The sequence below is a fragment of the Heyndrickxia sp. FW510-T9 genome (genome assembly GCF_058781025.1).
Map to the genome: position 1 here is coordinate 26,735 of NZ_JBYSWK010000010.1, position 24,407 is coordinate 51,141.

27 protein-coding genes are annotated in these 24,407 nt (G+C 34.8%); 10 read left to right on the plus strand and 17 right to left on the minus strand.

Going from position 1 to position 24,407, the window contains the following annotated elements:
• Window positions 1–63: 63 nt before the first annotated feature.
• Complete coding sequence (locus AC3WJF_RS07385; RefSeq protein ID WP_492450777.1) at window positions 64–237, plus strand: DUF2759 domain-containing protein; 174 nt, start codon at window positions 64–66, stop codon at window positions 235–237.
• A 46-nt stretch (window positions 238–283) separates the two neighbouring features.
• Here AC3WJF_RS07385 and AC3WJF_RS07390 read toward each other — a convergent pair whose 3' ends face one another.
• The 6 genes from AC3WJF_RS07390 to rpmG form a co-directional block, all read right to left on the minus strand.
• Window positions 284–1,270 carry an ROK family glucokinase gene (locus tag AC3WJF_RS07390; RefSeq protein WP_492450778.1) on the minus strand — a complete coding sequence of 329 codons (987 nt, stop codon included), beginning with the start codon at window positions 1,268–1,270 and terminating at the stop codon, window positions 284–286.
• A gap of 11 nt (window positions 1,271–1,281) precedes the next feature.
• Entirely contained in the window at window positions 1,282–1,482 is a 201-nt protein-coding gene (locus tag AC3WJF_RS07395; protein ID WP_492450930.1) for a YqgQ family protein, read from the minus strand.
• Between the two features lie 39 nt (window positions 1,483–1,521).
• A complete protein-coding gene (locus AC3WJF_RS07400) occupies window positions 1,522–3,048 on the minus strand; it encodes a rhomboid family intramembrane serine protease (RefSeq protein WP_492450779.1) in 1,527 nt (508 codons plus the stop codon).
• A 248-nt stretch (window positions 3,049–3,296) separates the two neighbouring features.
• Window positions 3,297–3,473 (minus strand): protein YqgO, encoded by a 177-nt coding sequence (gene yqgO, locus AC3WJF_RS07405; protein ID WP_492450781.1) that lies wholly within the window; start codon window positions 3,471–3,473, stop codon window positions 3,297–3,299.
• A 63-nt stretch (window positions 3,474–3,536) separates the two neighbouring features.
• Window positions 3,537–4,103, minus strand: a complete 567-nt coding sequence (locus tag AC3WJF_RS07410; protein WP_492450783.1) for a 5-formyltetrahydrofolate cyclo-ligase — start codon at window positions 4,101–4,103, stop codon at window positions 3,537–3,539.
• 251 nt (window positions 4,104–4,354) lie between these two features.
• A complete protein-coding gene (gene rpmG / locus AC3WJF_RS07415) occupies window positions 4,355–4,504 on the minus strand; it encodes a 50S ribosomal protein L33 (protein ID WP_492450785.1) in 150 nt (49 codons plus the stop codon).
• Window positions 4,505–4,684: 180 nt separating this feature from the next.
• Here rpmG and AC3WJF_RS07420 point away from each other — a divergent pair, with 180 nt between their 5' ends.
• Window positions 4,685–5,038: a hypothetical protein gene (locus AC3WJF_RS07420; RefSeq protein WP_492450786.1), complete on the plus strand. Its 354-nt coding sequence runs from the start codon at window positions 4,685–4,687 to the stop codon at window positions 5,036–5,038.
• A 197-nt stretch (window positions 5,039–5,235) separates the two neighbouring features.
• Entirely contained in the window at window positions 5,236–5,682 is a 447-nt protein-coding gene (locus AC3WJF_RS07425) for a hypothetical protein (protein ID WP_492450788.1), read from the plus strand.
• 31 nt (window positions 5,683–5,713) lie between these two features.
• Here the strand turns inward: AC3WJF_RS07425 and AC3WJF_RS07430 are convergent, their stop codons facing one another.
• The 4 genes from AC3WJF_RS07430 to AC3WJF_RS07445 form a co-directional block, all read right to left on the minus strand.
• The gene (locus AC3WJF_RS07430) at window positions 5,714–7,915 is read right to left on the minus strand and encodes a peptidoglycan D,D-transpeptidase FtsI family protein (RefSeq protein WP_492450790.1); all 2,202 of its coding nucleotides are present in this window, start codon (window positions 7,913–7,915) and stop codon (window positions 5,714–5,716) included.
• 121 nt (window positions 7,916–8,036) lie between these two features.
• Complete coding sequence (locus AC3WJF_RS07435) at window positions 8,037–10,259, minus strand: peptidoglycan D,D-transpeptidase FtsI family protein (protein WP_492450791.1); 2,223 nt, start codon at window positions 10,257–10,259, stop codon at window positions 8,037–8,039.
• A 211-nt stretch (window positions 10,260–10,470) separates the two neighbouring features.
• Window positions 10,471–11,691 (minus strand): MFS transporter, encoded by a 1,221-nt coding sequence (locus AC3WJF_RS07440; protein WP_492450793.1) that lies wholly within the window; start codon window positions 11,689–11,691, stop codon window positions 10,471–10,473.
• Between the two features lie 143 nt (window positions 11,692–11,834).
• Window positions 11,835–12,443, minus strand: a complete 609-nt coding sequence (locus AC3WJF_RS07445; RefSeq protein WP_492450794.1) for a superoxide dismutase — start codon at window positions 12,441–12,443, stop codon at window positions 11,835–11,837.
• A gap of 223 nt (window positions 12,444–12,666) precedes the next feature.
• Between AC3WJF_RS07445 and AC3WJF_RS07450 the strand changes: the two genes are divergently transcribed.
• The 3 genes from AC3WJF_RS07450 to ispG all read left to right on the plus strand — a co-directional run bounded on the left by AC3WJF_RS07450 (window position 12,667) and on the right by ispG (window position 15,126).
• A complete protein-coding gene (locus AC3WJF_RS07450; protein ID WP_492450796.1) occupies window positions 12,667–13,494 on the plus strand; it encodes a DUF1189 domain-containing protein in 828 nt (275 codons plus the stop codon).
• A 98-nt stretch (window positions 13,495–13,592) separates the two neighbouring features.
• Window positions 13,593–13,922, plus strand: a complete 330-nt coding sequence (locus AC3WJF_RS07455) for a hypothetical protein (RefSeq protein ID WP_492450798.1) — start codon at window positions 13,593–13,595, stop codon at window positions 13,920–13,922.
• Between the two features lie 94 nt (window positions 13,923–14,016).
• Window positions 14,017–15,126 carry a flavodoxin-dependent (E)-4-hydroxy-3-methylbut-2-enyl-diphosphate synthase gene (gene ispG, locus AC3WJF_RS07460; RefSeq protein ID WP_492450800.1) on the plus strand — a complete coding sequence of 370 codons (1,110 nt, stop codon included), beginning with the start codon at window positions 14,017–14,019 and terminating at the stop codon, window positions 15,124–15,126.
• A 61-nt stretch (window positions 15,127–15,187) separates the two neighbouring features.
• On the opposite strand, the gene AC3WJF_RS07465 is transcribed toward ispG, so the two are convergent.
• Complete coding sequence (locus AC3WJF_RS07465) at window positions 15,188–15,541, minus strand: DUF4190 domain-containing protein (protein WP_492450932.1); 354 nt, start codon at window positions 15,539–15,541, stop codon at window positions 15,188–15,190.
• 461 nt (window positions 15,542–16,002) lie between these two features.
• On the opposite strand from AC3WJF_RS07465, the gene AC3WJF_RS07470 reads away from it, so the two are divergent.
• Window positions 16,003–16,578, plus strand: coding sequence for a 5' nucleotidase, NT5C type (locus AC3WJF_RS07470; RefSeq protein ID WP_492450802.1), 576 nt, complete (start codon window positions 16,003–16,005; stop codon window positions 16,576–16,578).
• A gap of 31 nt (window positions 16,579–16,609) precedes the next feature.
• Here AC3WJF_RS07470 and AC3WJF_RS07475 read toward each other — a convergent pair whose 3' ends face one another.
• Window positions 16,610–17,023: a Fur family transcriptional regulator gene (locus tag AC3WJF_RS07475; RefSeq protein ID WP_492450804.1), complete on the minus strand. Its 414-nt coding sequence runs from the start codon at window positions 17,021–17,023 to the stop codon at window positions 16,610–16,612.
• Window positions 17,024–17,226: 203 nt separating this feature from the next.
• Between AC3WJF_RS07475 and AC3WJF_RS07480 the strand changes: the two genes are divergently transcribed.
• The gene (locus AC3WJF_RS07480) at window positions 17,227–17,481 is read left to right on the plus strand and encodes a DUF2624 domain-containing protein (protein ID WP_492450934.1); all 255 of its coding nucleotides are present in this window, start codon (window positions 17,227–17,229) and stop codon (window positions 17,479–17,481) included.
• Between the two features lie 43 nt (window positions 17,482–17,524).
• Here the strand turns inward: AC3WJF_RS07480 and AC3WJF_RS07485 are convergent, their stop codons facing one another.
• Entirely contained in the window at window positions 17,525–18,418 is an 894-nt protein-coding gene (locus AC3WJF_RS07485; protein WP_492450806.1) for a deoxyribonuclease IV, read from the minus strand.
• A gap of 24 nt (window positions 18,419–18,442) precedes the next feature.
• Window positions 18,443–19,759: a DEAD/DEAH box helicase gene (locus tag AC3WJF_RS07490; protein WP_492450808.1), complete on the minus strand. Its 1,317-nt coding sequence runs from the start codon at window positions 19,757–19,759 to the stop codon at window positions 18,443–18,445.
• A gap of 237 nt (window positions 19,760–19,996) precedes the next feature.
• On the opposite strand from AC3WJF_RS07490, the gene vrrA reads away from it, so the two are divergent.
• Together vrrA and AC3WJF_RS07500 are read left to right on the plus strand one after the other, a co-directional pair.
• On the plus strand, window positions 19,997–20,791 hold the full coding sequence (vrrA, locus tag AC3WJF_RS07495) for a VrrA/YqfQ family protein (RefSeq protein ID WP_492450809.1): 795 nt from the start codon (window positions 19,997–19,999) through the stop codon (window positions 20,789–20,791).
• A gap of 142 nt (window positions 20,792–20,933) precedes the next feature.
• Complete coding sequence (locus tag AC3WJF_RS07500; RefSeq protein ID WP_492450811.1) at window positions 20,934–21,893, plus strand: 4-hydroxy-3-methylbut-2-enyl diphosphate reductase; 960 nt, start codon at window positions 20,934–20,936, stop codon at window positions 21,891–21,893.
• A 30-nt stretch (window positions 21,894–21,923) separates the two neighbouring features.
• Here AC3WJF_RS07500 and AC3WJF_RS07505 read toward each other — a convergent pair whose 3' ends face one another.
• The 3 genes from AC3WJF_RS07505 to cccA form a co-directional block, all read right to left on the minus strand.
• On the minus strand, window positions 21,924–23,042 hold the full coding sequence (locus AC3WJF_RS07505; RefSeq protein WP_492450813.1) for a Nif3-like dinuclear metal center hexameric protein: 1,119 nt from the start codon (window positions 23,040–23,042) through the stop codon (window positions 21,924–21,926).
• Window positions 23,039–23,743, minus strand: a complete 705-nt coding sequence (locus AC3WJF_RS07510; RefSeq protein WP_492450815.1) for a tRNA (adenine(22)-N(1))-methyltransferase — start codon at window positions 23,741–23,743, stop codon at window positions 23,039–23,041. The genes AC3WJF_RS07505 and AC3WJF_RS07510 overlap by 4 nt, the downstream gene beginning before the upstream one ends.
• Before the next feature lie 142 nt (window positions 23,744–23,885).
• Complete coding sequence (cccA, locus tag AC3WJF_RS07515) at window positions 23,886–24,263, minus strand: cytochrome c550 (RefSeq protein WP_492450817.1); 378 nt, start codon at window positions 24,261–24,263, stop codon at window positions 23,886–23,888.
• Window positions 24,264–24,407: the final 144 nt, after the last annotated feature.

The window sequence follows — 24,407 nt, forward strand, 5'->3', positions numbered from 1 at the left end:
TATAATATAGAGTGCCATTATTATTTACATATGATTCATTCAAAAGAAAGGGGTTTATGATACATGGGTACTGTTATCGTTTTTGCTCTTGTAACATTGCTATCATTATTCGCAGTAATTAAAACCATCAAAAACAGAAATCCTCTAGGATTTATTTGGGCAATTCTCTCATTGTTTGTTTTTGGATTTTTTACAGTTATGACTGTAATCCACTCAGGATACCCAGCAACTATATAATAAAAAAAGAGCCAAATGGCTCTTTTTTTCATTTTGAATAGTTGATTTAGTTTTTTGCTGATACCTTATTCTGTTTTTTTGCTAGCCATGCTGCCCCTAGAATCCCTGCATCATTCCCAAGAGTCGCAGTAACTAGCTCTGTTGAAGATGCTACAGCAGAATAAGCGAAGCTTTTGAAGTATTTTTGCAATGGATGTAATAATAAATCCCCCGCTTTTGATACTCCGCCACCAATCACAATCTTTTCTGGATTGAGTACGTTTCCAATATTAGCGAGAACAAGTCCTAAGTGGAGAGTAATATGATCGATGATTTTTGCAGACAGTGCATCACCTTGATCCATACAATCAAAAACATCTTTTGCCTCAATAGTACCACTACTTATATTAAGATTCTTTAATGAAGACTCACCATCGTATTTAATAATTGCTTCCTTCGCAATTCTGACAATACCTGTAGCAGAAGCAACTGTTTCAAGACAGCCTGTTTTTCCACAATTACAATTCGCCCCACCTTCAGGGATAATCGTAATATGTCCGATTTCACCAGCAGCACCTTTTACACCTTGGACGATGTCTCCATTTACGATAATTCCACCGCCTACACCAGTTCCTAATGTCACGCAAGCAATATTCTTTGCCCCATTACCGGCCCCTTTCCACATTTCTCCTAATGCCGCACAATTTGCATCATTATCAATTTCAACCGGTAAATTACTTAACTCACTTAATATTTTTGCAATAGGATAATTCTTTGGCCAACCTAAATTAACCGCTTCGTATATAATTCCTTTTTCTTTATCTATTGCTCCTGGAGCTCCCATTCCAATCCCGATCAATAGGTCCCTTGTTTTACCAAGTTCTCCTAATTTATCATTAATCGTTTCAGCAATATCAGGCAAGATATTTTTCCCTTGTTCAGACTTATTAGTTGGTATTTCCCACTTGTGAAGAATCACGCCATCTTCTTGAATAAATGCAAGCTTTACACTTGTTCCACCTAAATCTACTCCAACAATCCATTTGTTCTCCATCGAGCTCACCCTTACCTTCTATTTTTTTCTTTTTCTATTTCCATTCTTAATAATAATAGCGCATTTTGAAATTCGTCTTTTTGAATAAGCTGCATTTTATATAATTCTATTAGCTCCGATTCCATAAGTTGGAGATCAGCAAGCCTTTCCCCAACATAAATAATAATGCCGAATCTTTTTAATAATTGTTGGACATCATATACTGTTTTCACTTGAACACCAGCTTTCTTGTTGACCATTTGCAGCTTTATTTATTTGGACTCCAGTTGATTAAGAAAATCCTTATATTTCTTATCATCGGAATTCTGTACCGCCTTCTCGGCTTCTTTCTTTGCTGCCTCTTTATTTCCTTCATCTAAGTAAAGTAATGCTAAATTAAAATGCGCCTCAGGAAAATTCGGTTCCATTTTTATCGCTTGCAGAAGATGATCTTTAGCTTCTGTATACTTCTGCAATTGAATTTCTGAATAGGAAAGCTGAAAATATGTTACAGCATTCCCTTTTCCTTTTGATACATAGTCGTGAAGTAATTTGTACGCACTATCATATTTGCCATCGTGAATCTTTTGTTGTGCTAGCGTATTCATAACATCTGGCGTCGAATATTTTCCTCCGTGATAGCCCATGTAAAGAGCTCCAATTGAAAGAGCTAATGTGAATATGAATGCACTTAGCTGAACAGTAAGTCTCTTTTTCTTAGGGAAATGTACAATAGCTGCAGCCAAGAATCCCCCCAGCAAACCTCCGATATGGCCAAAATTATCTACACCTGAAACGGAATATCCAAAAACTAAATTAATTATGATAATAATGATCACATTTGTGCCCATTGTTCTAAAAAATAGCTTCGGATATACGGCTCCTAAATACAACAGTGCACCAAAACATCCAAAAATAGCTCCACTAGCACCAGCAGAAACACTGCTACTAAAAAGAAAACTTGCAAGCGTACCTGTAAAACCAGCTACTAAATAAATCATCAAAAATCGAATTCGACCATAAATACGCTCGATGGTCGGTCCTAAAAAATATAGAGCTAGTGAATTCATTAATAGATGGACAATGCCAATATGAAGAAAAATTGGTGTAATGAAACGCCACCACTGTCCTTCTATAATGAGTGGATTATACTTTGCACCGAAACGAATAAGGTTTTGGGTATTAGAGCTTCCACCCATTACTTCTAATAATAAAAAGACAATCACTTGTATTCCGAGTAAAATATAGGTAAAAAACGGTTTACCATTATCAAAAATTTTCCGTTCTTCCTGTTTCTGTGAAACAGCATTCGTTAATACAGTATCCCTAAGATAAACTACATCTGCCTCTTCATATTGATCCTTGAGGGAGATAGATATAGGCTCCTGCATAATGGAACTGATTTGTTGAATACCATTTTCTAAATCGGTACTCTCAATTAATCGATTATGTACAATCGTCTTTCCTTTATTAATTGCTAATGGAGAATGTAAAGTAGATTGATAATCATCTATAGGAGGATATGTACTTACATATATGTTTAAAACTTTTACGCTTCGTTTCATAAAATGTTTTCGCAGCTTCTCCGCTTGAATACATGTATGCTCAGCATCCCTTTTCAACCAATTTCCCCAGTCTAGATCGTATCTAAGCATTCTTATAAATTGGTTGTTTTTATTAGAAGTGTCTTCTAGCCAAACCTCGTTATAATTTTCGCTAATTTGAATGAGACGATACTTTTTTTCAACAATAAAAAAATAAGCTAGCCTCCAAAACAAAAAATCCTGCGTACCGCTCAATCTTTTCCCCGCCTTTAAATATCTTTTTTATGAGATAAGAAAGTATAAGTTTTTTATCTCATAAATTATTTAACAAGTATAAACACTCATTCTAGCTACAGCGCCTATCGTCTAACAGATGTGCAAGGCGCTTTTCGCTTTTCTTATTTGATTAATATTAACTATAACGAAAAAATAGACCAGCTGTAAAGCAATACATTGTATCCTTCACATCTGGTCGATTTCATACTTTTTCAATTGTTTTTAGTTTAACGAAATGTACTTTGGATGAACTTATTTCGTAACCCAGGAATACTCATTGCTATTTGCACAGCAATTTTTCTAATCAAAAAGCTTCCAAATGCAAAATTTAATATTTTATATCGGTATTTAAAAATTCCCGCTATTATGATAAAAGGAATAATCCACTTCATGATACTCCCCATTACAATATCCCTCCATAAACTTTTTTCTTATTATGTGTAAGAGATAGAGATTTATCCAATCAATTAATATTTACAATTATACAGTTCCTTTTCTGTAATTATCGCTTGTACGGGGATATCATGCTTTTCAAATGGAATGTTATGATAAAGTTGTAATGAAAATGCTAAAGATATTGTTTCCCCATTAAAATTCTGCAAATACCGATCATAGTATCCACCACCAAACCCTATTCTATATCCTTGTTTGTTGAATGCTACTCCGGGAACAATCATTAAATCTATCTTCTGATGACTTATTTCTAATGTGTCATTTTCTTTTGCTTCAAATAGCCCAAAATAAACAGATTCTAATTGCGTAAATGAAGTTATATGTTTAAATATCATTTGCTTAGTTTCAGGAATACATTTAGGTACGACAATCCGTTTTCCCTCCAACCAGCCGTTTCGAATAATTTGCCATGTATCCACTTCGGGTGAACGTGAAACGGTAAGAGCAATAGTTTTGGATTGTTTCCATACAGGAAGTTGGTAAAGCTTCTCGGCAATTTTAAAAGAATAATCTTCGTATGTACATTTATCTATTTTTTTTAATGAAGACAGCAGTTGCTTTCGAATTTCTTTCTTTTCCATCCCATCCCCACCTTTTCTTACTCTCTTTTCACATTTAATTGTTTAAAATCCAAAAGCCAATTTTAATCTGTTGCTTTTCGCCATTTATTATAAATCCTAAGTAGATTTGGTTTCGGGGCATCTTTGCTTACTTAGTTTTTTCATTTTCTATCCAAATAAGGTTGTTACCTAGAAATTCGTATATAAATACAACAAAGTATAAAAAAGAGACTTTCTTTATATGAAAAAAGCAGCAGGAAATTTCCTACTGCTTACTTTGTTTCACGGTGTGTAGTTGAACGTTTTTCTCTTGGACAGTATTTCTTAAGTTCAATACGGTCTGGATTATTACGTTTATTTTTTGTTGAAATATAGTTACGCTCACCGCACTCAGTGCAAGCTAATGTTATATTTACACGCATGTCTTTCCCTCCAAACTTCATTGCATTCAATACTATTCATACGACTTTTCTATAATATCATTTTTCTTACGGAAATGCTAGTCGTTTTTACCATCATTATGTACTTGTTTTCTTCTTTTGGTAGATATAAGGATTTGTTTGTGATATAACATTAGATAGTACATGAAGAGGAGTGAGATTTTGAGCTCTTTAAGCTATTTATTATTAATATTGTCTGTCCTTTTTTTTATTATTTCATTTTTTCAAAAGGACCGAACATCTAAAGTTGAAAAGGAAGTAGAGGAACTTTCTTTAAATCTTTATCAAGAAACATATCAATTAAAAAAACGAATAAAGGTTTTGGAGGAAGAACTACTGTTAGATTCTCCAACGATGCAAAGTCAGTCTTATTCAGTGCCACGAAATGAAATAAATGCGATATTAAAAAATCAGGTTATTGCATTACATAGACAAGGCCTGAGTGTGGAACAAATTTCAAAACAGTCGGCTTTATCCATTTCAGAAGTGCAGAACATTATTTTGCAATTGGGTTGATGAAGGCTCTTTTCTTAAATTTTGTTGATATTGTAAAAAGAAAATCTTATAACCTTCTTTATTCAACTTAAGGATGGTTAGCACTTTTAAGAAAAGATGCCTCGAAATTAAATCTATATTAGCATTTGTAGCCACTTTCGAAAACAACAATCTTGACAAAAACAGCCATGATTAATTAGTAGTAAAGGGAGATTTCGATGGATAAAAGAAGTACGAGAGCATTTGCAACTGGGCTTTTACTCTCAGCCGTATTGTTAATGGGCTATCAACATTTTTATGGGAGTAATACTGTAAAAAAAGGATATAAGTACATAAAAACAAGCGAACTTAGTAAGCTGCAAAATGATGTTGATATATGGAAACAAAGATATAACGAATTGCAAAAACAAAATACAAATTCAATACAAAAGCCTGGAAAAACAGAGCAAACGATTGTTAAATATCATTTATCGATTACTAGCGGTATGACACCCGATATTATTGGAAAAAGACTAAAGACTGGCGGAATCATAAAAGATAATAAAAAATTCGTACAATATTTGATTAGCCATAAATATCATAATAAAATTCAAATTGGTGAATACGAATTAACAAGCAAAATGAAATTTGAGAAAATCGCCAATATCATAACAAAAGGAAAATGATCAGTCCATTCAAGGGCTGATCATTTTCCTTTTATTCATTATCATTATTGTTGGAATTTTCCTCTTCCTTCTTAGCATCTTTAATGTTTTCAACCTTTTTGATAGACTCTGCAGCATCTAAACCTTCTTTTGCCCTTTTTTCTTTTAAGTCAAAGTATGCTTTAAAGACAGCGTCCGCTATTTCCAGATTGACATGTGTTTTATCTGTTAAAGAATAAGGCACAACTACTGAAAGGGCAACTTCTGGGTTATCATAAGGTGCATAACCGGCAAAAGTAACATTATATGTCCAAATGAGCTCATTTGGCATTCGATTAGGACCATCATATACTGCTTGTGCTGTACCGGTTTTTCCCGCTATCTTATATTGTTTATTATGAATAGAAAGATTTGCTGTTCCTCTTGACTCATTCACAACCATCTTGAGTCCTGATTGTACATGGTTTAACCATTCCGTTTTCATATTTACTTTATTTAGTACGTTGGGTTGAATCGCTTGAACCACTGGCCCAAGTTCATCCGATTTCACATTAGGTTCGCGAATTTCCTTCACAATATGTGGCTGTAATCGATAGCCACCATTTGCAATAGTAGAAATATATTGAACAAGCTGCAGTGGCGTATACGTATCGAATTGGCCGATAGCAAAGTCTAATACTTTCCCACTTTCTGGTGGTATACCTCCACCAATTCCTGCTGATTCCCCAGGTAAATCTATACCTGTTTTCACCCCAAGGCCAAATTGGGCAAAGTTATTACGAAACTTCTTAATTGTTTCCATTTTATCAAATAATAATGGACCATGAGGGACATAATTTTGCCCTCCAACTTTCATTGCCGTTTTAAACATGTAAACATTGGAAGATACTTTAAGTGCAAATAAATCAGTGATATCCCCAAAGCCATGACCATTCCATGATTTCTTTACAGGTGTACCTTTCAAATATATTGGTTCATCCCTAATAATATAATTTGGTGTAATAGCTCCTGTTTGATAACCTGTTAATAATGTTGCCCCTTTAACTACAGACCCCATCGAATAAGACGAATTCATATTTCCAAGGGCATAATCGTTGATTTCCGTTTTTCCGGTTTCTTTATCCTTAACAAATTGTTTGCCTGCCATTGCTAATAGCTCACCAGTTCTCGGATTCATAACCGAAACAAATGTCCTATCCATATATGGTTGGCCTATGCGTGCTTTTCCTAGTATATCCTGAATGATTTTCTCCACCGCTTGCTGAAGCTCGATATCAATCGATAATACTAAATCATCCCCTCTTTTGCCTTTCCGAATCACCTTCGATTCTAAAACATTTCCTGATTTATCCGTTTTATTTTGAACTTTCTCTTTTTCACCTTTAAGCACATCTTCATATTGATATTCGAGATAACTTTTGCCTACTCGGTCATTTCGGCTATAGCCAAGTGCTGTGTAATATGCAGCTTTTTCGCTTGGCAATCCTTCTTTTGATGACGTAACCTTTCCGAGTACAGAGCCAAGAACGATATCTCCGGACTTATTTTTAAATACATTAAATCGATCCCAGTCAGTAGTGGTGTCTACACCAGGAAGATTGTCTAAGTTTTCACTTACTACTGCAATTTCTGTCGGACTTGCATCTCTTTTAATGATTTGGGTCGTTAAGGCATACCCATTCATTTCACGATAAATGGCTAAAACCTCTAAGTCTTGTTTGGAAAAGGAATTAATATCTTTCTTGGTTATTCGTTTAAGTTGGAGTTGATAGCTTTTTGCATTTACCTCTTTTTGGTCGAGCTTATCCTTTTTAAATCCCGCTAAATCTTGATTGGTAATGAGTGCATTCGCTTCATCAGGATGTGTAAGAATCCAAAAATCCTTCCTATCCCTTTCTGTTATGCCCTTGAAATCTTCTTTAGAGTCTTTATTTATTAATTTTGCAAGATCACGAGCCACTTTTAGTTTTAATTCGGGCTTGGCTGTTTGTGGAATTGTATATGTAATAGCACTAAGTGGTTTATTACCGACTATTAACTTTCCATTTCGGTCAAAAATAAGTCCTCTCGGTACTGAATTATAAACAGAAACATCATTTGTTCTATTTAATTCCTTCTTGTAATCTTCCCCATGAACGATTTGTACAATCCCTAATCGCAATATAAGAATTGAGAAGAGTAAAAAGACGACCAAAAACAAAATGTTCAATCTTAACAATACATATGTCTTTTTTTTATTTTTTGCTGTTTCCATTTCCCCCACCCTTACTGTATAATATTTCCTCTCCCCATTGTAAAGGATAAATCAAATGGTTTCTATAAAAAGATAAATAAAATCCGTATAAAAAAAACCGCTTAGTTAGCGGTTTTTTTAATTAATGTGCTGAGTTAGATTTAGTCGTATTAGAACTAGTAATTTTTGCATCCTTGGCATTTTCAACTTTTTGAGTTGAACTTGATTTATCCAGTCCTTCTTTTTCACGTTTTGCTTTTAAATCAAAATATGCTTTAAACACTTGATCAGCAATTTCTAGATTAATATGTGGATCTTTCTGTATCCCTTCATATGACCAAGGAACAACAACAGAAATTGCAACTTCTGGATGATCATATGGTGCATATCCAGTAAAGGTAACATTCCATGTCATCGGTGGCAATTCATTTCTTTTCCAATATTCATTTGCTTTTGGACCATCATATAATCCTTGAGCCGTTCCTGTTTTTCCAGCTACCTTATATTCACTATGAATATAGCCATGGGCTGTTCCACCTTGTTCGTTTACAACTTCCCACAAACCTTGTTTTACGCGGTCAATCCATGACTTCTTCATCGATAATGTATTTAATACTTTAGGTTGTATGTCATCAATAATCGGACCTAATTCGTTTGAATCATCACTTGGCTCGCGAATTTCCTTTACGATATGAGGCTGAATTCGATAGCCACCGTTTGCAATAGTTGAAATATATTGTACAAGCTGCAATGGAGTATAAGTGTCATATTGACCGAATGCAAAATCTAGGACATTACCTGATTCCTGTGGAATTCCTCCACCAAATCCGGCAGATTCACCCGGTAAATCAATTCCTGTCTTAACTCCTAAGCCAAATTGATTAAAATTATAACGAAGTGTTTGAATTGCTTTCATTTTATCAATACTTAACGGGCCATTTGGTACATATGTGTATTGGCCACCTATCTTCATAGCGATCAACATCATGTACACATTTGAAGATCTTTTTAAAGCTGTTAAATCATTGATTTGTCCCATAGGATATGGAGTCCAAGATTTTTTCACCTTTGTTCCTGCGAATTTTAAAGGCTGGTCTACTTGCACCGTGCCAGGAGAAATGACCCCAGTTTGATAACCAGTTAAAACTGTAGCAGCCTTAACTACAGATCCCGGAGAATAAGAAGTAGTCATATTTCCTAATGCATAGTCCGCTAATACTGTTTTACCCGTTTTTTGATCGGTCACATATTGTTTACCTGCCATTGTCAAAAGCTCACCAGTATTTGGATTCATTACTGAGACAAAGGCGCGGTCTAAAAAGCGATGACCTGGTTTATTTTTAGCTAATTCTTTTTGAATAATTTCCTCGACTTTTTGCTGAAGATCAATATCAATGGATAAAACAAGATCGTCGCCTCTTTTTCCCTTGTTAACCACTTCTGATTCGATTATATTGCCAGACTTATCGGTCTTGTTTTTCACTTTTTCTTTTTGTCCTTGAAGAACATCTTCATATTCATATTCTAAATAGCTTTTTCCTACCCGATCATTTCGACTATATCCGCGTGAAAGATAATAATCGACCAATTCTTTAGGTAATCCTTCTCTTGAGGAAGAAACATTTCCAAGAACAGATCCAAGCACAGCATCACCGGTATTATTTTTAAATACATCATATCGTTCCCAATCCGTTGTCGTATCAAAACCGGGAAGGGAGTTTAGGTTTTCATTGACAGCAGCAAATTCTTCAGGTGTTACCCCTTTATTTTTCACAATTTGTGGTGAAAGTGCATAGCCACTTGACATTTCTCGATAAATGGCAAGTACCTCAAGCTCTTTTTTAGAAAATGAATTCATTTCTTTATCTGTAATTCTATCTAATTGCAATTGGTAAATATCATTATCATTTAATTTATTGGCTTTAAACTTCTGCCACTCAGCATCGGTAATTTTTGCTTGAGCTTCATCTGGATGGAGCATAATCCAATAATCTTTTCGATCTCTAATGGTGATTGATTTTAAATCATCTGGTGAATCTTTTTTGATTATTGTTGCTAATTTTCTTGCTTCATCCAACATTTCCTTTTGTGTCGTCGTTTTTGATCTAGTATAAGTTATAGCATTCAATGGTTTATTTCCAACAATCAATTTACCATTCGTATCATAAATTTTCCCTCTTGGTACAGGTATATCTACGGTAACATCATCTGTTCGCGCAAGCTCACGTTTATAATCTTGACCGTGTACAATTTGTACAATTCCTAGTCGAAGAATTAAACAGGAAAAAAGCACAAAAACTACAAAAAACAACATGTTCATTCTTAAAGGAACATGAGTCCTTTTCTTTTTTTTCGTCTTCTTCATTGTTCACGGATCCTTCCTGCACTAATATTCATTCTTATATTGTATAGGAACAAGCACTATTATTCTACAGGTAGAATCATGAAAAGTACAAATGGATTACTTATTGTCAAAAAATAGTCAAAGACAATCGACTTCATATCGATTGTCTTGTTTTCGTCTAACAATAGTGCTTAACTGCTAGCGGATGGGCATGACATCACACGCTGTTCATTTACGATGTTGGTTGAATTTTTACACGTCTGATAAAAAAAGAAATACATAAATGTCCTGCACCGATAAACATCAATAAAATTGGAATACTTTTTTGTTCATTAAAGCACGAAATGGCAAATATAAAAGAAAGAATAGAGACGACTCGTCCGCAATTTAAGAAAAGTTCACGTACAACTATATATTCAATCCTCGCTTCTGCAGCTTTCCATCCTTTCCCAATAACATCATATGTCATCGATATATAAGGAACTAAGATCATCGGATAAGCGAGTGCGATAACCGCACCATAAATTAGTAATCGTGGGAAAGTAAATTTAAATACGACTACATAAATTGCTAAGTAAAGTAGCAGTCCGCCTAATAAAATGAATTTTTTGCGATATTTGTTTTTGATCAACCTGGAAGCAAGGGAATAGCCGATAAAGGATATTCCGGAATTAATAAGACCAAAAGTTCCAAGTGCAAATTCACTTCCTGTTGATATAAAAACAAATACCGAAATCACAAAAACAAAAGTGCCATCTCTTAATCCTTGAAAAAAATGAGCATTAGTGATTAAGCGCCAATTCGGATTGTATTTTCTTTCTTCAAAAATTCTTTTAAATAAGTAGGAACCATGTGCAGGTCTGCGTTTTAGGAATAGGCTTAATACTACAGCAGAACCAAATAGCAATAGCGAAAGTGTAAAAACAAAGGTATAGCCTAAATTGGATGCGAATCTCGAAATAATAAACCCTGCTAATATGGGGCCGATCATCCCACCAGCAGAATTTAAAGTTCCTAAAAATCCATTAAAAATATCCCTCGTTTCAGGCTCAGTTATTTCAAAAGTCAATACATTAAAAGCTAACCAATAAAATCCATACCCTATCCCTAACATGCCTCCTAAAACAATAATAAAATGGGATGCATTACTACCAAAAAACAGTACAGATAAATAAAAAAGTGCTAAAAAAGTTACACCAATCCTTAGCACAATTACTCTATCAATTTTTTTTGCCCATTTGCCAGCTAAAATAAATGTAAGCGGCTGCATTACGACTACAGATAAATTATATAGCGCTAAATCTAAAAACTTTCCTGATTGCTTCCATAAATAAATATTTACGAACGTATTGGATAAGGAAATACTTATTGAATATAACCCACCTATAAATAGTAGCAAGGTTAAATCCCTCGTTAACTCAACCTCACCTAACAGCTTTTGCAATTTACTCATGTAAAAACTCCCCTTTTTCATCCTTTATATTTTTTAGAAAAAGGGGTTACATTATACATATTATTGTTAGAATTATCGTTATTGTAGTTGAAAACTTTAATAAATAAAAAAGCACCAGCTATATTAAGCCGATGCTTTACATCTTATTTTCCAGCTTCGTAAAGCTTAGAAACTTCGTCCCAATTCACAACATTCCAGAATGCGTTAATATAATCCGGACGACGGTTTTGATAATTTAAGTAATATGCATGTTCCCAAACGTCTAATCCTAATAATGGAGTTTTTCCTTCCATTAATGGATTATCTTGATTAGGAGTGCTTGTAACTTCTAATTCTCCGTTATTAAGAACTAGCCACGCCCAACCTGAACCAAAACGTCCAGTTGCAGCCGTAGTAAATGCTTCTTTGAATTTATCAAGGCTGCCGAACTTGTTGTTAATAGCATCTGCTAAAGCACCAGTTGGCTCTCCGCCTCCGTTTGGAGAAAGAAGCTTCCAGAAAAGAGAGTGGTTTGCGTGACCGCCACCATTATTACGCACTGCAGTACGTACTGCTTCTGGTACCGTATCTAAATTAGAAATAACTTCTTCTACAGATTTGCTTAATAATTCATCTTGACCTTGAAGTGCATTGTTCAAGTTAGTTACATATGTGTTGTGGTGCTTTGTGTGGTGAATATTCATTGTTTCCTTGTCGATATGAGGCTCAAGAGCATCATATGCATAAGGTAATTGCGGTAATTCGAATGCCATTTAATATTCCTCCTTATGTATCGGTTTTGAATCTTAATGATTCAAATATTCTTCCTTTTAAGATTAACAAATTTATGCAAGGCAATCAAATATGTTGCACTAAATTTATGACAAAAATTAATGAATTTACAACATAGCTATGAACAAAAATTATCAAATCAATATTCAAAAAAAAAGCAAACGTAAAAAACAATGCTTAACATATGGAGTTTTTATTATTAAAATGAAAAATAGCGGAGTCTACAAGCTACTCTCAAATAAAAAGGAAGTGAAATGCGTGAATATATTTTCCAGATTCGCTAAAAGTCTATATTCCCCAAAAGAAGTTGCCAAATATCGTTTTCTTGGAATAGGAAAAACGATATTATATGTATTCATCTTAATGTTTATTTCTATCTTGCCAGGCATTTTTCATTTTTCCAAAATGGCTAATATTGCCTTAGAAGAAGGTAAGCAAGTTTTCTTAGAAGAACTACCGCCTTTTACAATCGCAAATGGGGACTTAAATTCACAACAAAGCGCGCCTATTATTCTCCCCAAAAACAATGTCACCATTGTTTTTGATCCAACTGGAGATTTAAGTGTGAATGATGTCCAAGAAAAAGGAAATTCCGTTGGGTTATTAAAACATGAGTTTGTGATTGTAGCAAACGGACAAGTACAAACAATGCCTTATACTACCCTAGAAAATATGAAGGTAACGAATAAAGATATCGATAGTTTCATTAAATCGTTAAAAGGTGTAATGTGGATTGCAATTCCTATTCTTTTTCTTTTCTACTATTTGTTTGTCTCTGCATTAGGTTTTATCAAGATATCTATATTTGCAGGGATAGGTGCTCTTTTTGCACAAACACTAGGAAGAAAATTAAGTTATCGTCAAGGTTGGAGATTGTCCGCTCATAGTATTACACTTTCCACCATATTTTTTATGTTAATGGATTTATTAAATACAGGAGTTCCCGGTGGTATGTTTATTGACTGGTTTGTTTCTCTTCTATTCCTCTATTTAACGATTCGTGAAATACCAAAACCAAAGAAATCGGAATAAAAACTGGCAGCTGCCAGTTTTTTTCTTTTATTATTGTCATATCTCCCTTTCAACTTGCATATATACAAGATATATCATGTCAATAGGGGGCAATCATTTTGAAAAGTTTCTTAGCCTTAGTCGCAGCAATCATTGTACTATATAGCGTTTATTATGATTTAAATATTGGTACTATTCCTATAATGACACACGCATCAGAAATTAATACTCATAAAGAAAACTCTACTGAGCCGACTATTCCGTATCAAATAAAAAAAGTAAATCCTGGGGATACTGTTTTAACTATTGTTGAACAATTACAAAATGGCCCACTCCCATTGTCTATCGATAAGGTCATTTCTGATTTTCAAAATTTAAATAATGGCATTGCACCTGAAGAAATTCAAATTAGCCAGGAATATAAATTTCCCGTTTACAAAAATAAGTAAACGGGTATTTCTTGTCAATTTCAGTAGAAGTGTTACAATACTTATGTAACATTAATTTAATTATATATTGTTTATTTAAAGGAGAGAATTACCCTTGGGTGAACTTATACATCGTTCAAAAACACGTCCCGTTAAAGTCGGTAATTTGACAATCGGGGGAAGTAATGAACTTTTTATTCAGAGTATGACAACGACAAAAACACATGATGTTGATGCAACCGTACGTCAAATCGAACGTTTAGAAGAAGCGGGATGCCAAATTGTCAGGGTAGCATGTCCAGATGAACGTGCTGCTAATGCAATCCCAGAAATCAAAAAACGAATCAATATTCCTTTAGTTGCTGATATACATTTTGATTATCGCTTAGCCTTAAAAGCAATTGAAGGCGGTGTTGATAAGATTAGAATTAACCCTGGTAATATTGGAAAAAAAGAAAAAGTTGAAGAAGTGGTAAAAGCTGCGAAGGAACGTGGTATTCCAATCCGTATTGGAGTTAATGCTGGTAGCTTAGAAAGACATATTTTACAAAAATACGGATACCCTACTGCAGATGGTATGGTGGAAAGCGCTTTACATCATATAAAAATTCTCGAAGATTTAGATTTTCACGATATCATCGTTTCGATGAAGGCATCGGATGTAAATCTTGCTATTGAAGCTTATACCAAAGCCGCGGAAGCATTCAATTACCCGCTGCATCTTGGAATTACAGAATCCGGTACATTATTCTCCGGTACAGTAAAAAGTGCAGCAGGACTTGGTGCAATATTAAATAAAGGAATTGGAAATACTCTACGTATTTCCTTAAGTGCAGATCCTGTTGAGGAAGTAAAAGTAGCAAGAGAGCTTTTAAAGGTATTTGGGCTATCTTCTAATGCTGCAACATTAATTTCCTGTCCGACATGCGGAAGAATTGAAATTGATCTTATTAGCATCGCCAATGAGGTAGAGGAATACATTTCTAAAATTAAGGCGCCTATTAAAGTATCTGTGCTTGGTTGTGCTGTTAATGGACCAGGCGAAGCAAGAGAAGCCGATATTGGAATAGCCGGTGCACGAGGAGAAGGATTATTATTCCGCAAAGGACAAATTGTAAGAAAAGTACCCGAAGAAACAATGGTGGAAGAATTAAAGAAAGAAATTGATTTAGTTGCCGAAGAATATTTCAAAAAGCAAGCTGAAGAAAACGAAAAAGTTAACTAAAAAGCGTGGCATATGCCACGCTTTTTTCATTTGCGCTCCCACGTTTGAAATCTAACTCTATCTAAAAAAATGGAAGAACAAATATCCCGATTATTATGGAAACTACCCCAATACCAATACTCCACGCACCCAAAGTTCCAGCACCTTTATGACGGGCTACAAAACCAAGAACAACTGCTGCTGCACCTAGTATGACTGGTAGGACAAACAATGAAATGATTGATATTGCTAAGGAAGCCCAACCAATTACACGTCCACCAGTATCCACATCATCTCTGTCATTTTCGTCAATATCATCATAACGTTCAAACCGATTCATATGAACAGGTGTGGCAATTTCGGCAGCTGTTTCTTCCGTAAAATCATGATGATCGTCGTCGACTCTTCTTGCATCATCCAAGTCATCTACATCAATAACATCCTCAGTATGAAGGTCGGGATCTACACCATGTACATCATTGTCAAGCTTGTCATAGCGTGTATCTTCTTTCAATGCTATCCCCTCACTTTCTAGAGTAAGAGCAGGAGCATTTATATTGTGTGCCTGTTAAACAGTAAATATACGGTCTAACTTATTCTCCCAATTAATCATTGTACAAGGTTGTTTTTGGATTGATTGTTGCTTTTCGTCTTTTGTTAATCCTAACCAGACTTAGTTTCGGCGCATCTTTTCTTATATAGTTTATCCATTTTCAACCCAAATAAGGTTGTTACCATAAGAGTTCGTATAAAAAAGCAACATAATTTAAGAAAAGAGCCTTTACAAATACAATATTTTTCACAACTTATTAAGGTTATGATAAACTTTGTTAGGAGCATCTACCTATAAAAGAATCGAATTATTTTTAAAAATTACGTTCTAAGGAGTAACATCATATGAAAAAAAGATTTGGCATTGACATCGACGGAACTGTTACAAGTCCAGATGCACTATTACCATTTATCAATAAGAAATATCAATTAGAATTGACATTGAATGATATCACGGAATATGAGCTTACAGATGTAATTGATATTCCTGCAGAGGAATTTTATGATTGGTTTATCAAAACTGAGCCAGTAATTTATGCTCAGTCCCCCCTTTCTGAAGGTGCAAAAGAAATTTTAACAAGTTGGAAGGAAGAATTTGAACTATATTTTATTAGCGCACGAAATTCGAACTTACTTGAAGTAACGAATAATTGGTTCACCCAAAATGATATTAAATATCATCATATCGAATTAATCGGCTCCCATCATAAAGTAGAAACGGCTAGAAAATACGATGTAGATTTATTTTTCGAGGACAAACATGATAATGCTGTTATGATTCATGAAGAATTAGGGATTCCCGTAATTTTATTTGACACACCGTACAATCGAGATCCTATTCCTGAAGGTGTGATTAGAGTGAAAAATTGGAAGGAAGCAGAAGACTGGGTGAATAATTGGATAAAAATAAAAAAATCATAGGGATTTATTTCCTTATGATTTTTTCTTTTTATTATGCTATACAATCTGGACATTTCCCATATATTTCAAATTTATGACCAGACACCTCATATCCGTTCATATCTTCATTCATTTGAGTCATTGGGCAAATTTGGATTTCTTTTGTTTTACCGCAATCCAAACAAATAAAATGATGATGGTGGTTATTCGTAGAACAACTGAATCGAAAATTCTTTTCACCGGATAACTCTGTAGCTTCAAGAATTTCTAATTCAACAAATAAGGATAAATTACGATAAATCGTATCAAAGCTAAGTCCTGGGTAATCTGCCTTCATATGTTCAAGAACATCTTTAGCTGTCAAATACTTATTATTTGAAGCAAATAGCTCAAGCATCTGCTCACGTTTTCCAGTATGTTTGTATCCCTTATCTTTAAGTGTTTGCATGGCTTCTGTTAAATGCATGACACTTTACACCTCTTCTTCCTTAAATGTTCCCCTCTCGATAATAATCATTCCGATTTAGAACTTCTTCGAGTATACCCCAATTCTAACCAATTGTAAAATTTTTTTCTTCTTACCTATCTCCCATATAAGAAAATCTCTAATAAAATTTGGAACATTTCTTATGTCCTCTTCATATGTTTCTAAGGGGGAGTGATGTGCAGGTGAAATTATTACAAAATGTGATTAATTACAAAATCAACATTATCACAGGCGATGAATTACTTAAGTATGCAAAACAATTTAATGTTAAATTAACGAAAACAGATGCCGGAAAGATCGCAGCATATTTACGCGGCAAAAATTTAAATATTTTTAGTGATAGTGACCGAGCTAAAGCAGTTAAAGATGTAGCGAAATTAACAAGTCCAGAAATAGCAAAAGAAATCAATAAAGTTCTCGTGCAATTTACTAAATAGTATATATTATAATAAAAAGATCGAGGATTACACCTCGATCTTTTTAATCATTCATTATTGTCTCTAATAAGTTTTCTTCAAATTTTTTATTTTTTAACATCGAAATTTCATGCTTATAAGGGGCTTTCTTATTATTCTTATCTTCCCCAACATATGGTGTTTCCAATATTTTAGGAATTGTCTTAAGCTGATCATGGTGAACAATATAGCTTAGTGCATCAAACCCAATGTGACCGAATCCAATATTTTCGTGACGGTCCTTTCTTGCTCCATTAATATTTTTGCTATCATTAATGTGCATTACTTTGATTTTGTCAATTCCAAGAATCTTATCAAATTGATCTAATACACCATCAAAATTGTGAACTACATCATAGCCTGCGTCATGTGTATGACAAGTATCAAAGCAAACCGACAATTTATCATTATGTTTAACACCGTCAAAAATTTGTGCAAGCTCTTCAAAAGAACATCCACATTCCGATCCTTTACCAGCCATTGTTTCTAGAGCAATCTGAACTTTTTGATCGCTTGTTAATACTTCATTTAAGCCCTCAATAATTTTCTTAATACCTTTCTCTGTTCCTTCTCCTACATGTGCTCCGGGATGTAAAACGATTTGTCTTGCACCTATCGCTTCCGTTCTTTCAATTTCGGAACTTAGGAAGGTCACTCCTAGTTCAAAGGTATTTGCATTTACAGAGTTTCCAATATTAATGATATAAGGGGCATGAACAATAATTTCATCAATTCCATGCTCTTTCATATGGGCAAGTCCGGCTTCGATATTTAAATCCTCAATTTTTTTTCGTCTTGTGTTTTGCGGTGCTCCCGTGTATACCATAAATGTATTAGCACCATATGATACCGCTTCTTCACTTGCAGCAAGCAACATCTTTTTCCCACTCATTGATACATGTGATCCTAATTTCAACATTTTCTCCTATCCCTCCTGCCAAACTTATTTGCGTTTTTGAAGCTTTCTTTCCCTTTTCTTAATTTGTTCCACTTGTCTATTTATTTTCTTCTTATAACCTGGTTTTACCTTCTTTGGCTTCTTAACCATACTTCTTGCTTTGTCTCCGATTTCATCAGCCGTTTTCTTTCTTTTAAGTCGTTTATTTCGATCATCAAGTTGTATCCATTCTCCCTTATGAATATCTTGATATGAAAAACTAATTCCAAGCTTTTCTAAACGATTTAAAGCATCCTCATCAGATGTTTCGTATATGGTGAAGGCAATACCGGATGATCCGGCACGGGCTGTCCGACCAGCACGATGGATATAGAAATCTAAATCTTGTGGAAGTTCGTAATTAATAACATGGCTTACCCCTTCAATGTCAATACCACGGGCAGCAAGATCTGTAGCGATAATATACTGAAACTCTAAATTTCGAATTTGTTTCATTACTTTTGTCCGCTCACGTGGTGTTAAATCTCCATGCAATTTACCAACCTTCATCCCTTTTTCGATAAGTTGGTTCGCTACATGGTCTGCCATCGTTTTTGTATTTGTAAAGACAATAGCCAGATAAGGGTTAATCCCCTCTAAAATTTGGTATAAAAGATCCTTTTTTTCACGACTTTTTAATGGTACAAGAATATGCTCAATATTTTCGGCAGAAATATGTTTAGGCTGTACATGTTCATACATCGGATTTTCCATATATTTTTTTAAAAAAGGTTTTATTTTTTCCGGAATAGTTGCTGAAAATACAAGCATCTGCAAATCTTCAGGCATGCGACCTGCTATCTGATCCACATCGAATAGAAAGCCCATATCCAACATTAAGTCTGCTTCATCGACAACAAGTGTTTTGGCTGTATAGACGAATAATGCTTGCTCCCTTATTAAATCATTAATTCTTCCCGGCGTCCCAACAATAATATGAGGTTGTTTTTTTAGTTTTTCAATGGTCCGTTGTTTATCTGTTCCACCAATAAATAATCTAGAAGTAATGATATTTTGATTATCTTCATCTGTTTTTATAATCTTTGAGATTTCATTATGAATCTGGCTAGCCAACTCACGGGTAGGTGCTGTAATGACAGCTTGTACCTCATCTTTACTTGTTTCAATGGCGTTAATAATTGGTAACAAGTATGCATGTGTCTTTCCCGTTCCTGTTTGTGATTGCCCTATTGCACTCTCGCCTCGCATGATATTCGGGATCATCTTCTTTTGAATTTCCGTTGGTTCCTTAAAACCAAGATTTTTTATTGCATTCTCAATAAATGGCTTAAAGTTGAAAATAGTAAATTGATTTTCGCTCAAAATATATCACTCCTTTTTTTGAAGGAAAAATTTCATATTCGTTAAATGAAAAGTCCATTTTGTAATTATAATCGACATTTAGGAAAACTTCCACTCCAACCTTGAGATTGGAAACAGTCATCCCGCGCAAATTGAAATTATTACTTTAAAGATTTAAGAGGAAATCAAGACGTTTTTTCCTTTTATGCATATTGTAATATAAAGCAAATTTCGTTTTCTAGAAAGGAGGCGTAAAATATGAATATGCCACCAGGTGGTTTTCCACCATTCCTAGGGAATATGGCAAATATGGCCAGGGTCCCGATGCAGATGGGTGGAATGTCAAGAGCACCACTTAACTTATTAGGAGGACTTGGAAGGGCAAATATGTTAGGTGGAGGGATCGCCCAAAATCCGATGCAAATGATGGGTAGAATGGCAGGTCTCGGTGGTCAAATGCCTATGGGGGCCGGCGGAATGAATGCGGGAGGTGCAGGAGGAGGTTTTCTATCTAGACTCTTTTCACGTGCAGGCGCCGGATTAGGCGGTGCGGGAGGCGGTGGAGGTAATGTCGCAAATGCAGCCGCGGGTTTCAGTAGAGCGGCAACTGGCGGTGGAGGCGGTCTTTTGCGAGGTTTAGCAAACCCTGGATCAATCGGGACATTTTTAAATAACACTCAAGGTGTATTAAGAGCTGCCGGTCAAGTAGGACCTATGGTCAAACAATATGGCCCTTTAGTAAGAAATCTGCCTGCTATGTTAAAAATGTATCGGAGCTTAAATAGTAAGAATTCGGATGAGTCAACAAATGATAATAATGAAAGTAAAGAAGAATCTTCTATAACGAATGAAAAGAGTACATCGGGAAGTAAGAAAGAAAAGAAAACTACTTCTAGTCAAAAGAAAAAAAGAAATATCACTAGTAATTCGAAAAACAGTTCCTCTAATTTCGAAATGGAGGAAATCGATACGGATTCTGAAAAACAGGCAAAGAAAAGATCCACCTCTAATTCAAAAATAAAAGGGGCATCCGTTCCTAAATTATATATATAAAACGACAAGGGCGTTATGTGATGAGTTTCGCATAGCGTTTTTTACGTTTGACCGACTTGATGTTTCCTTTGTAAAATATTCATTTCTTATATATAATGTAATAGATTATAATGGATGTTTTTATTCTCAAGGAGGATTTTACATGGAGGTTATTAAAATATCCCCCCGTGGTTATTGCTATGGCGTCGTGGATGCAATGGTAGTTGCTCGAAATGCAGCTTTAGATAAATCATTACCACGCCCGATTTATATATTGGGTATGATTGTTCATAATAAACATGTTACAGATGCATTTGCTGAAGAAGGCATTATTACTCTTGACGGAAAAAACCGGAAAGAGATTCTTGAAAAAGTGCATGGAGGTACTGTTATTTTTACTGCCCATGGTGTTTCACCTGAAGTTCGTGAGCTCGCCAAGGAAAAAGGTCTTGTAACAATTGATGCAACCTGTCCTGATGTGACAAAAACCCATGACCTTATATTAGAGAAAAAGGCAGAAGGTTATGATGTAATCTATATAGGAAAAAAAGGACATCCGGAACCTGAGGGTGCTGTCGGAGTAGCTCCTGACATTGTTCATCTAGTTGAAACGCAGGAAGATGTAAATCAATTAGACATCAAAAATGAAAAGATTATTGTAACTAACCAAACTACAATGAGCCAATGGGATGTTCAACACATTATGGAAAAAGTAAAGGAAAAATACCCTAATGTGGAAATGCATAAAGAAATTTGTCTTGCTACACAAGTAAGACAAGAAGCGGTAGCTAATCAAGCTGGTGAAGCCGATGTATTAATAGTAGTTGGAGATCCAAAAAGCAATAACTCTAACAGACTTGCTCAAGTATCGGAGGAAATTGCAGGTACAAATGCTTATAGAGTTGCAGATATATCCGAAATTCAGCTTGATTGGATCAAGGATGCGAAGAAAATAGCCGTAACAGCTGGCGCTTCTACACCAACTCCAATAGTTCGAGAAGTCATTCAATTTCTAGAACAGTACGACCCAATGGACGAGACAACATGGACAAGAAAGAAGGAAGTACCTTTAAATAAAATACTTCCTAAAGTAAAAAAATTAAGTGAACAAACTTCAAAATAAAAAATCGGCATATGCCGATTTTTTTTCATGTTAAACAAAAATAAAAGGATCGGTATGAATGTCTGAAGCGATAAATGTTACTTCAAATCCTTTTTCCGCACACATTTCCGTTAAAATATTAGCTACCCCTTTTTTCATAACTTTTTCAACATTATGTCCTGGGTCTACCACATTTAAGCCTACATTCATCATATCATGGGCAGTATGATAATAAACATCGCCTGTTACGTAAGCATCTGCACCTTTAAATTTTGCATGTTGAAAATATTTGTTTCCGTCTCCCCCTAGAACAGCTACTTTCTTAATAGTATCATTCAGATTACCTACTACACGAACGGTATTGACATCTAAGGTTGTTTTCACATGCTGAGCAAATTGTTCTAAGGTCATGGATTCCGGCAGCACTCCAATCCTACCAAGACCTAAACTAGGACCCTTGTTTTCAAGCGGATATATATCATATGCCACTTCTTCATATGGATGTGCTTTTATCATTGCAGATAAAACTTTTTTCTCTAAATAATCCGGAAAGATAGTTTCAATTTTCACTTCTTTCGTTTCTTCTAATTTACCAACTTCCCCTATAAAAGGATTGGTATTCTCACCTGGTAAAAATCTTCCTGTTCCCTCGGAAGTAAAAGAACAATAGCTATAGTGTCCAATCGCTCCTGCCCCTACCTTGCCTATTGCTGACCTTACTTCGTCTTCTCTTTCTATTGGCACATAGACGGCAAGTTTTTTTAGTTTTTGTTCAAATGTTGGAACAAGTATATCAATATTTTCTAATTGTAAAGCGCTTGCTAGTAAATCATTAACTCCTCCGGTTGCCACATCTAAATTTGTATGGGCAGCGTAAACAGCTATATCATGCTTTATTAGTTTTTCTATCAGCCTTCCGGAAGGGGAATCTGTCGCAATTTTCTTTAAGGGACTGAATATCGGGGGATGATGGGCAATGATTAGCTGAACATTTTTTTCAATCGCTTCATCTACCACTTCATCTAATACATCTAATGCAACCAATACGTTCTTTACAGGCTGATTTAGCTTACCGATTTGTAATCCAATAGGGTCCCCATCCATAGCAAAATGCTTTGGAGAAAAGCTTTCAAAAAGCTGAATAATTTCATATCCATTCACCTTCTTCATGAAATAACCTCCTCTACAATAAAAATATTATGTTGTAGTTGCTTTCTCTTTTCAACTGTTTCAACGGTTTCTGCAGCATGCTCCAATGAATTTAGAACCCGTTTCCACTTATCTATTTCTTGATTCCATTTATATATGAATACATTATTTTTCTCTTTTATTAAAAATGGGCCCATTAATAGTTCTGCATTTGACAAACTATATTGGATTTTATCTTTTATTGGCTCTATCACAAGAATCTCATAAATTTTTTGATCTTCTTCTATTATTTTTTCTGCAATAATTTCCCACCTATGATCTATACACCATTTACGAATAGCAATCGCAGCAATATTTGGTTGAAGAATTAATCGTCTTACACCGCTTAATTTTGCTAATCCTTGATTTAAAATAGAAGTGATCAACGCACCGCCCATTCCAGCAATCGTAATGCAGTCAACTTCCCCTACTTCTATCACTTCCAGACCATCCCCTTTTCTTACGGAAATAGCTTCCTCTAAACCAGAATTTCTTACTTGCTGTAATGCTGATTGATATGGTCCCTCTACAACTTCTCCAGCAATGGCATAGCTTGCTACCCCATTCTTCACGGAATAACAAGGCAGATAGGCATGATCTGATCCTATATCTGCAATTTTTGATCCTTTAGGAATGTATGTACTAACTGTTTCTAATCTTTTTGATAATTTTTCAATGTTCATTTTTTCACCACTTTTTTTACGTCTAGCTACAGCGCCTATCGGCGTATGCGCATTTGTTCGTCTACTATTTTATTTTAGACGTTTTTAAAGACAAAAAAAAGTTCTCCGCTTCATCGCGAAGAACTTTTTTGTTCAAATCTTATTATTTAAGATTTGATACCCAATCAGCCATGGCATCAATATTTTCAGTTGGGACCATACCTGAAGGCATTTGACCTTTACCATTTTTCAAGATATTTTTAATTTCATCTTTTGAAATCTTTTTACCGATTCCATGTAAATTAGGACCAAATGCACCTTCTAAATTGTTACCATGACATGAAATACAAGTTGATTTAGCAAAACCTTCTGGATCAAATTTACCACCAGGTTGTGCAGGAGTTTCTTGTTTAGCATCTCCCTTTTTATTATCCTTGGCAATCTCTTTTGCATCGCCAAGCCCCTTTACAGAGAGAAAGAATACAAGTGCAATTCCTAACAACATAATAATAATGTAAGGTATAGCAGGATTACGTTTCAAAAAATAACCTCCCTTATGTAAGAAACAAACAAATAAATACGTAATTGATGCAAACAACTTTATTTTACTCGAAAAACAATAGAAGGAAAACCCCTAATAGAAAGATTCATCATATTTTCGGAATTTAGACAAAAACTTCATCCA

Bases quoted from the DNA above. Each gene is read 5' to 3' on its own strand.
- AC3WJF_RS07390 (WP_492450778.1), bottom strand. From the start codon at position 1,270: ATGGAGAACAAATGGATTGTTGGAGTAGATTTAGGTGGAACAAGTGTA.
- AC3WJF_RS07430 (WP_492450790.1), bottom strand. From the start codon at position 7,915: ATGGAAACAGCAAAAAATAAAAAAAAGACATATGTATTGTTAAGATTG.
- AC3WJF_RS07410 (WP_492450783.1), bottom strand. From the start codon at position 4,103: ATGGAAAAGAAAGAAATTCGAAAGCAACTGCTGTCTTCATTAAAAAAA.
- AC3WJF_RS07435 (WP_492450791.1), bottom strand. From the start codon at position 10,259: ATGAAGAAGACGAAAAAAAAGAAAAGGACTCATGTTCCTTTAAGAATG.
- AC3WJF_RS07475 (WP_492450804.1), bottom strand. From the start codon at position 17,023: ATGCATTTAACAGAAGCCATGCAAACACTTAAAGATAAGGGATACAAA.
- AC3WJF_RS07385 (WP_492450777.1), top strand. From the start codon at position 64: ATGGGTACTGTTATCGTTTTTGCTCTTGTAACATTGCTATCATTATTC.
- AC3WJF_RS07445 (WP_492450794.1), bottom strand. From the start codon at position 12,443: ATGGCATTCGAATTACCGCAATTACCTTATGCATATGATGCTCTTGAG.
- AC3WJF_RS07505 (WP_492450813.1), bottom strand. From the start codon at position 23,042: ATGAAGAAGGTGAATGGATATGAAATTATTCAGCTTTTTGAAAGCTTT.
- AC3WJF_RS07500 (WP_492450811.1), top strand. From the start codon at position 20,934: ATGGAGGTTATTAAAATATCCCCCCGTGGTTATTGCTATGGCGTCGTG.
- AC3WJF_RS07425 (WP_492450788.1), top strand. From the start codon at position 5,236: ATGGATAAAAGAAGTACGAGAGCATTTGCAACTGGGCTTTTACTCTCA.
- AC3WJF_RS07485 (WP_492450806.1), bottom strand. From the start codon at position 18,418: ATGTTGAAATTAGGATCACATGTATCAATGAGTGGGAAAAAGATGTTG.
- AC3WJF_RS07470 (WP_492450802.1), top strand. From the start codon at position 16,003: ATGAAAAAAAGATTTGGCATTGACATCGACGGAACTGTTACAAGTCCA.
- AC3WJF_RS07450 (WP_492450796.1), top strand. From the start codon at position 12,667: ATGAAAAATAGCGGAGTCTACAAGCTACTCTCAAATAAAAAGGAAGTG.
- vrrA (WP_492450809.1), top strand. From the start codon at position 19,997: ATGAATATGCCACCAGGTGGTTTTCCACCATTCCTAGGGAATATGGCA.
- yqgO (WP_492450781.1), bottom strand. From the start codon at position 3,473: ATGGGGAGTATCATGAAGTGGATTATTCCTTTTATCATAATAGCGGGA.
- AC3WJF_RS07440 (WP_492450793.1), bottom strand. From the start codon at position 11,691: ATGAGTAAATTGCAAAAGCTGTTAGGTGAGGTTGAGTTAACGAGGGAT.
- AC3WJF_RS07510 (WP_492450815.1), bottom strand. From the start codon at position 23,743: ATGAACATTGAAAAATTATCAAAAAGATTAGAAACAGTTAGTACATAC.
- rpmG (WP_492450785.1), bottom strand. From the start codon at position 4,504: ATGCGTGTAAATATAACATTAGCTTGCACTGAGTGCGGTGAGCGTAAC.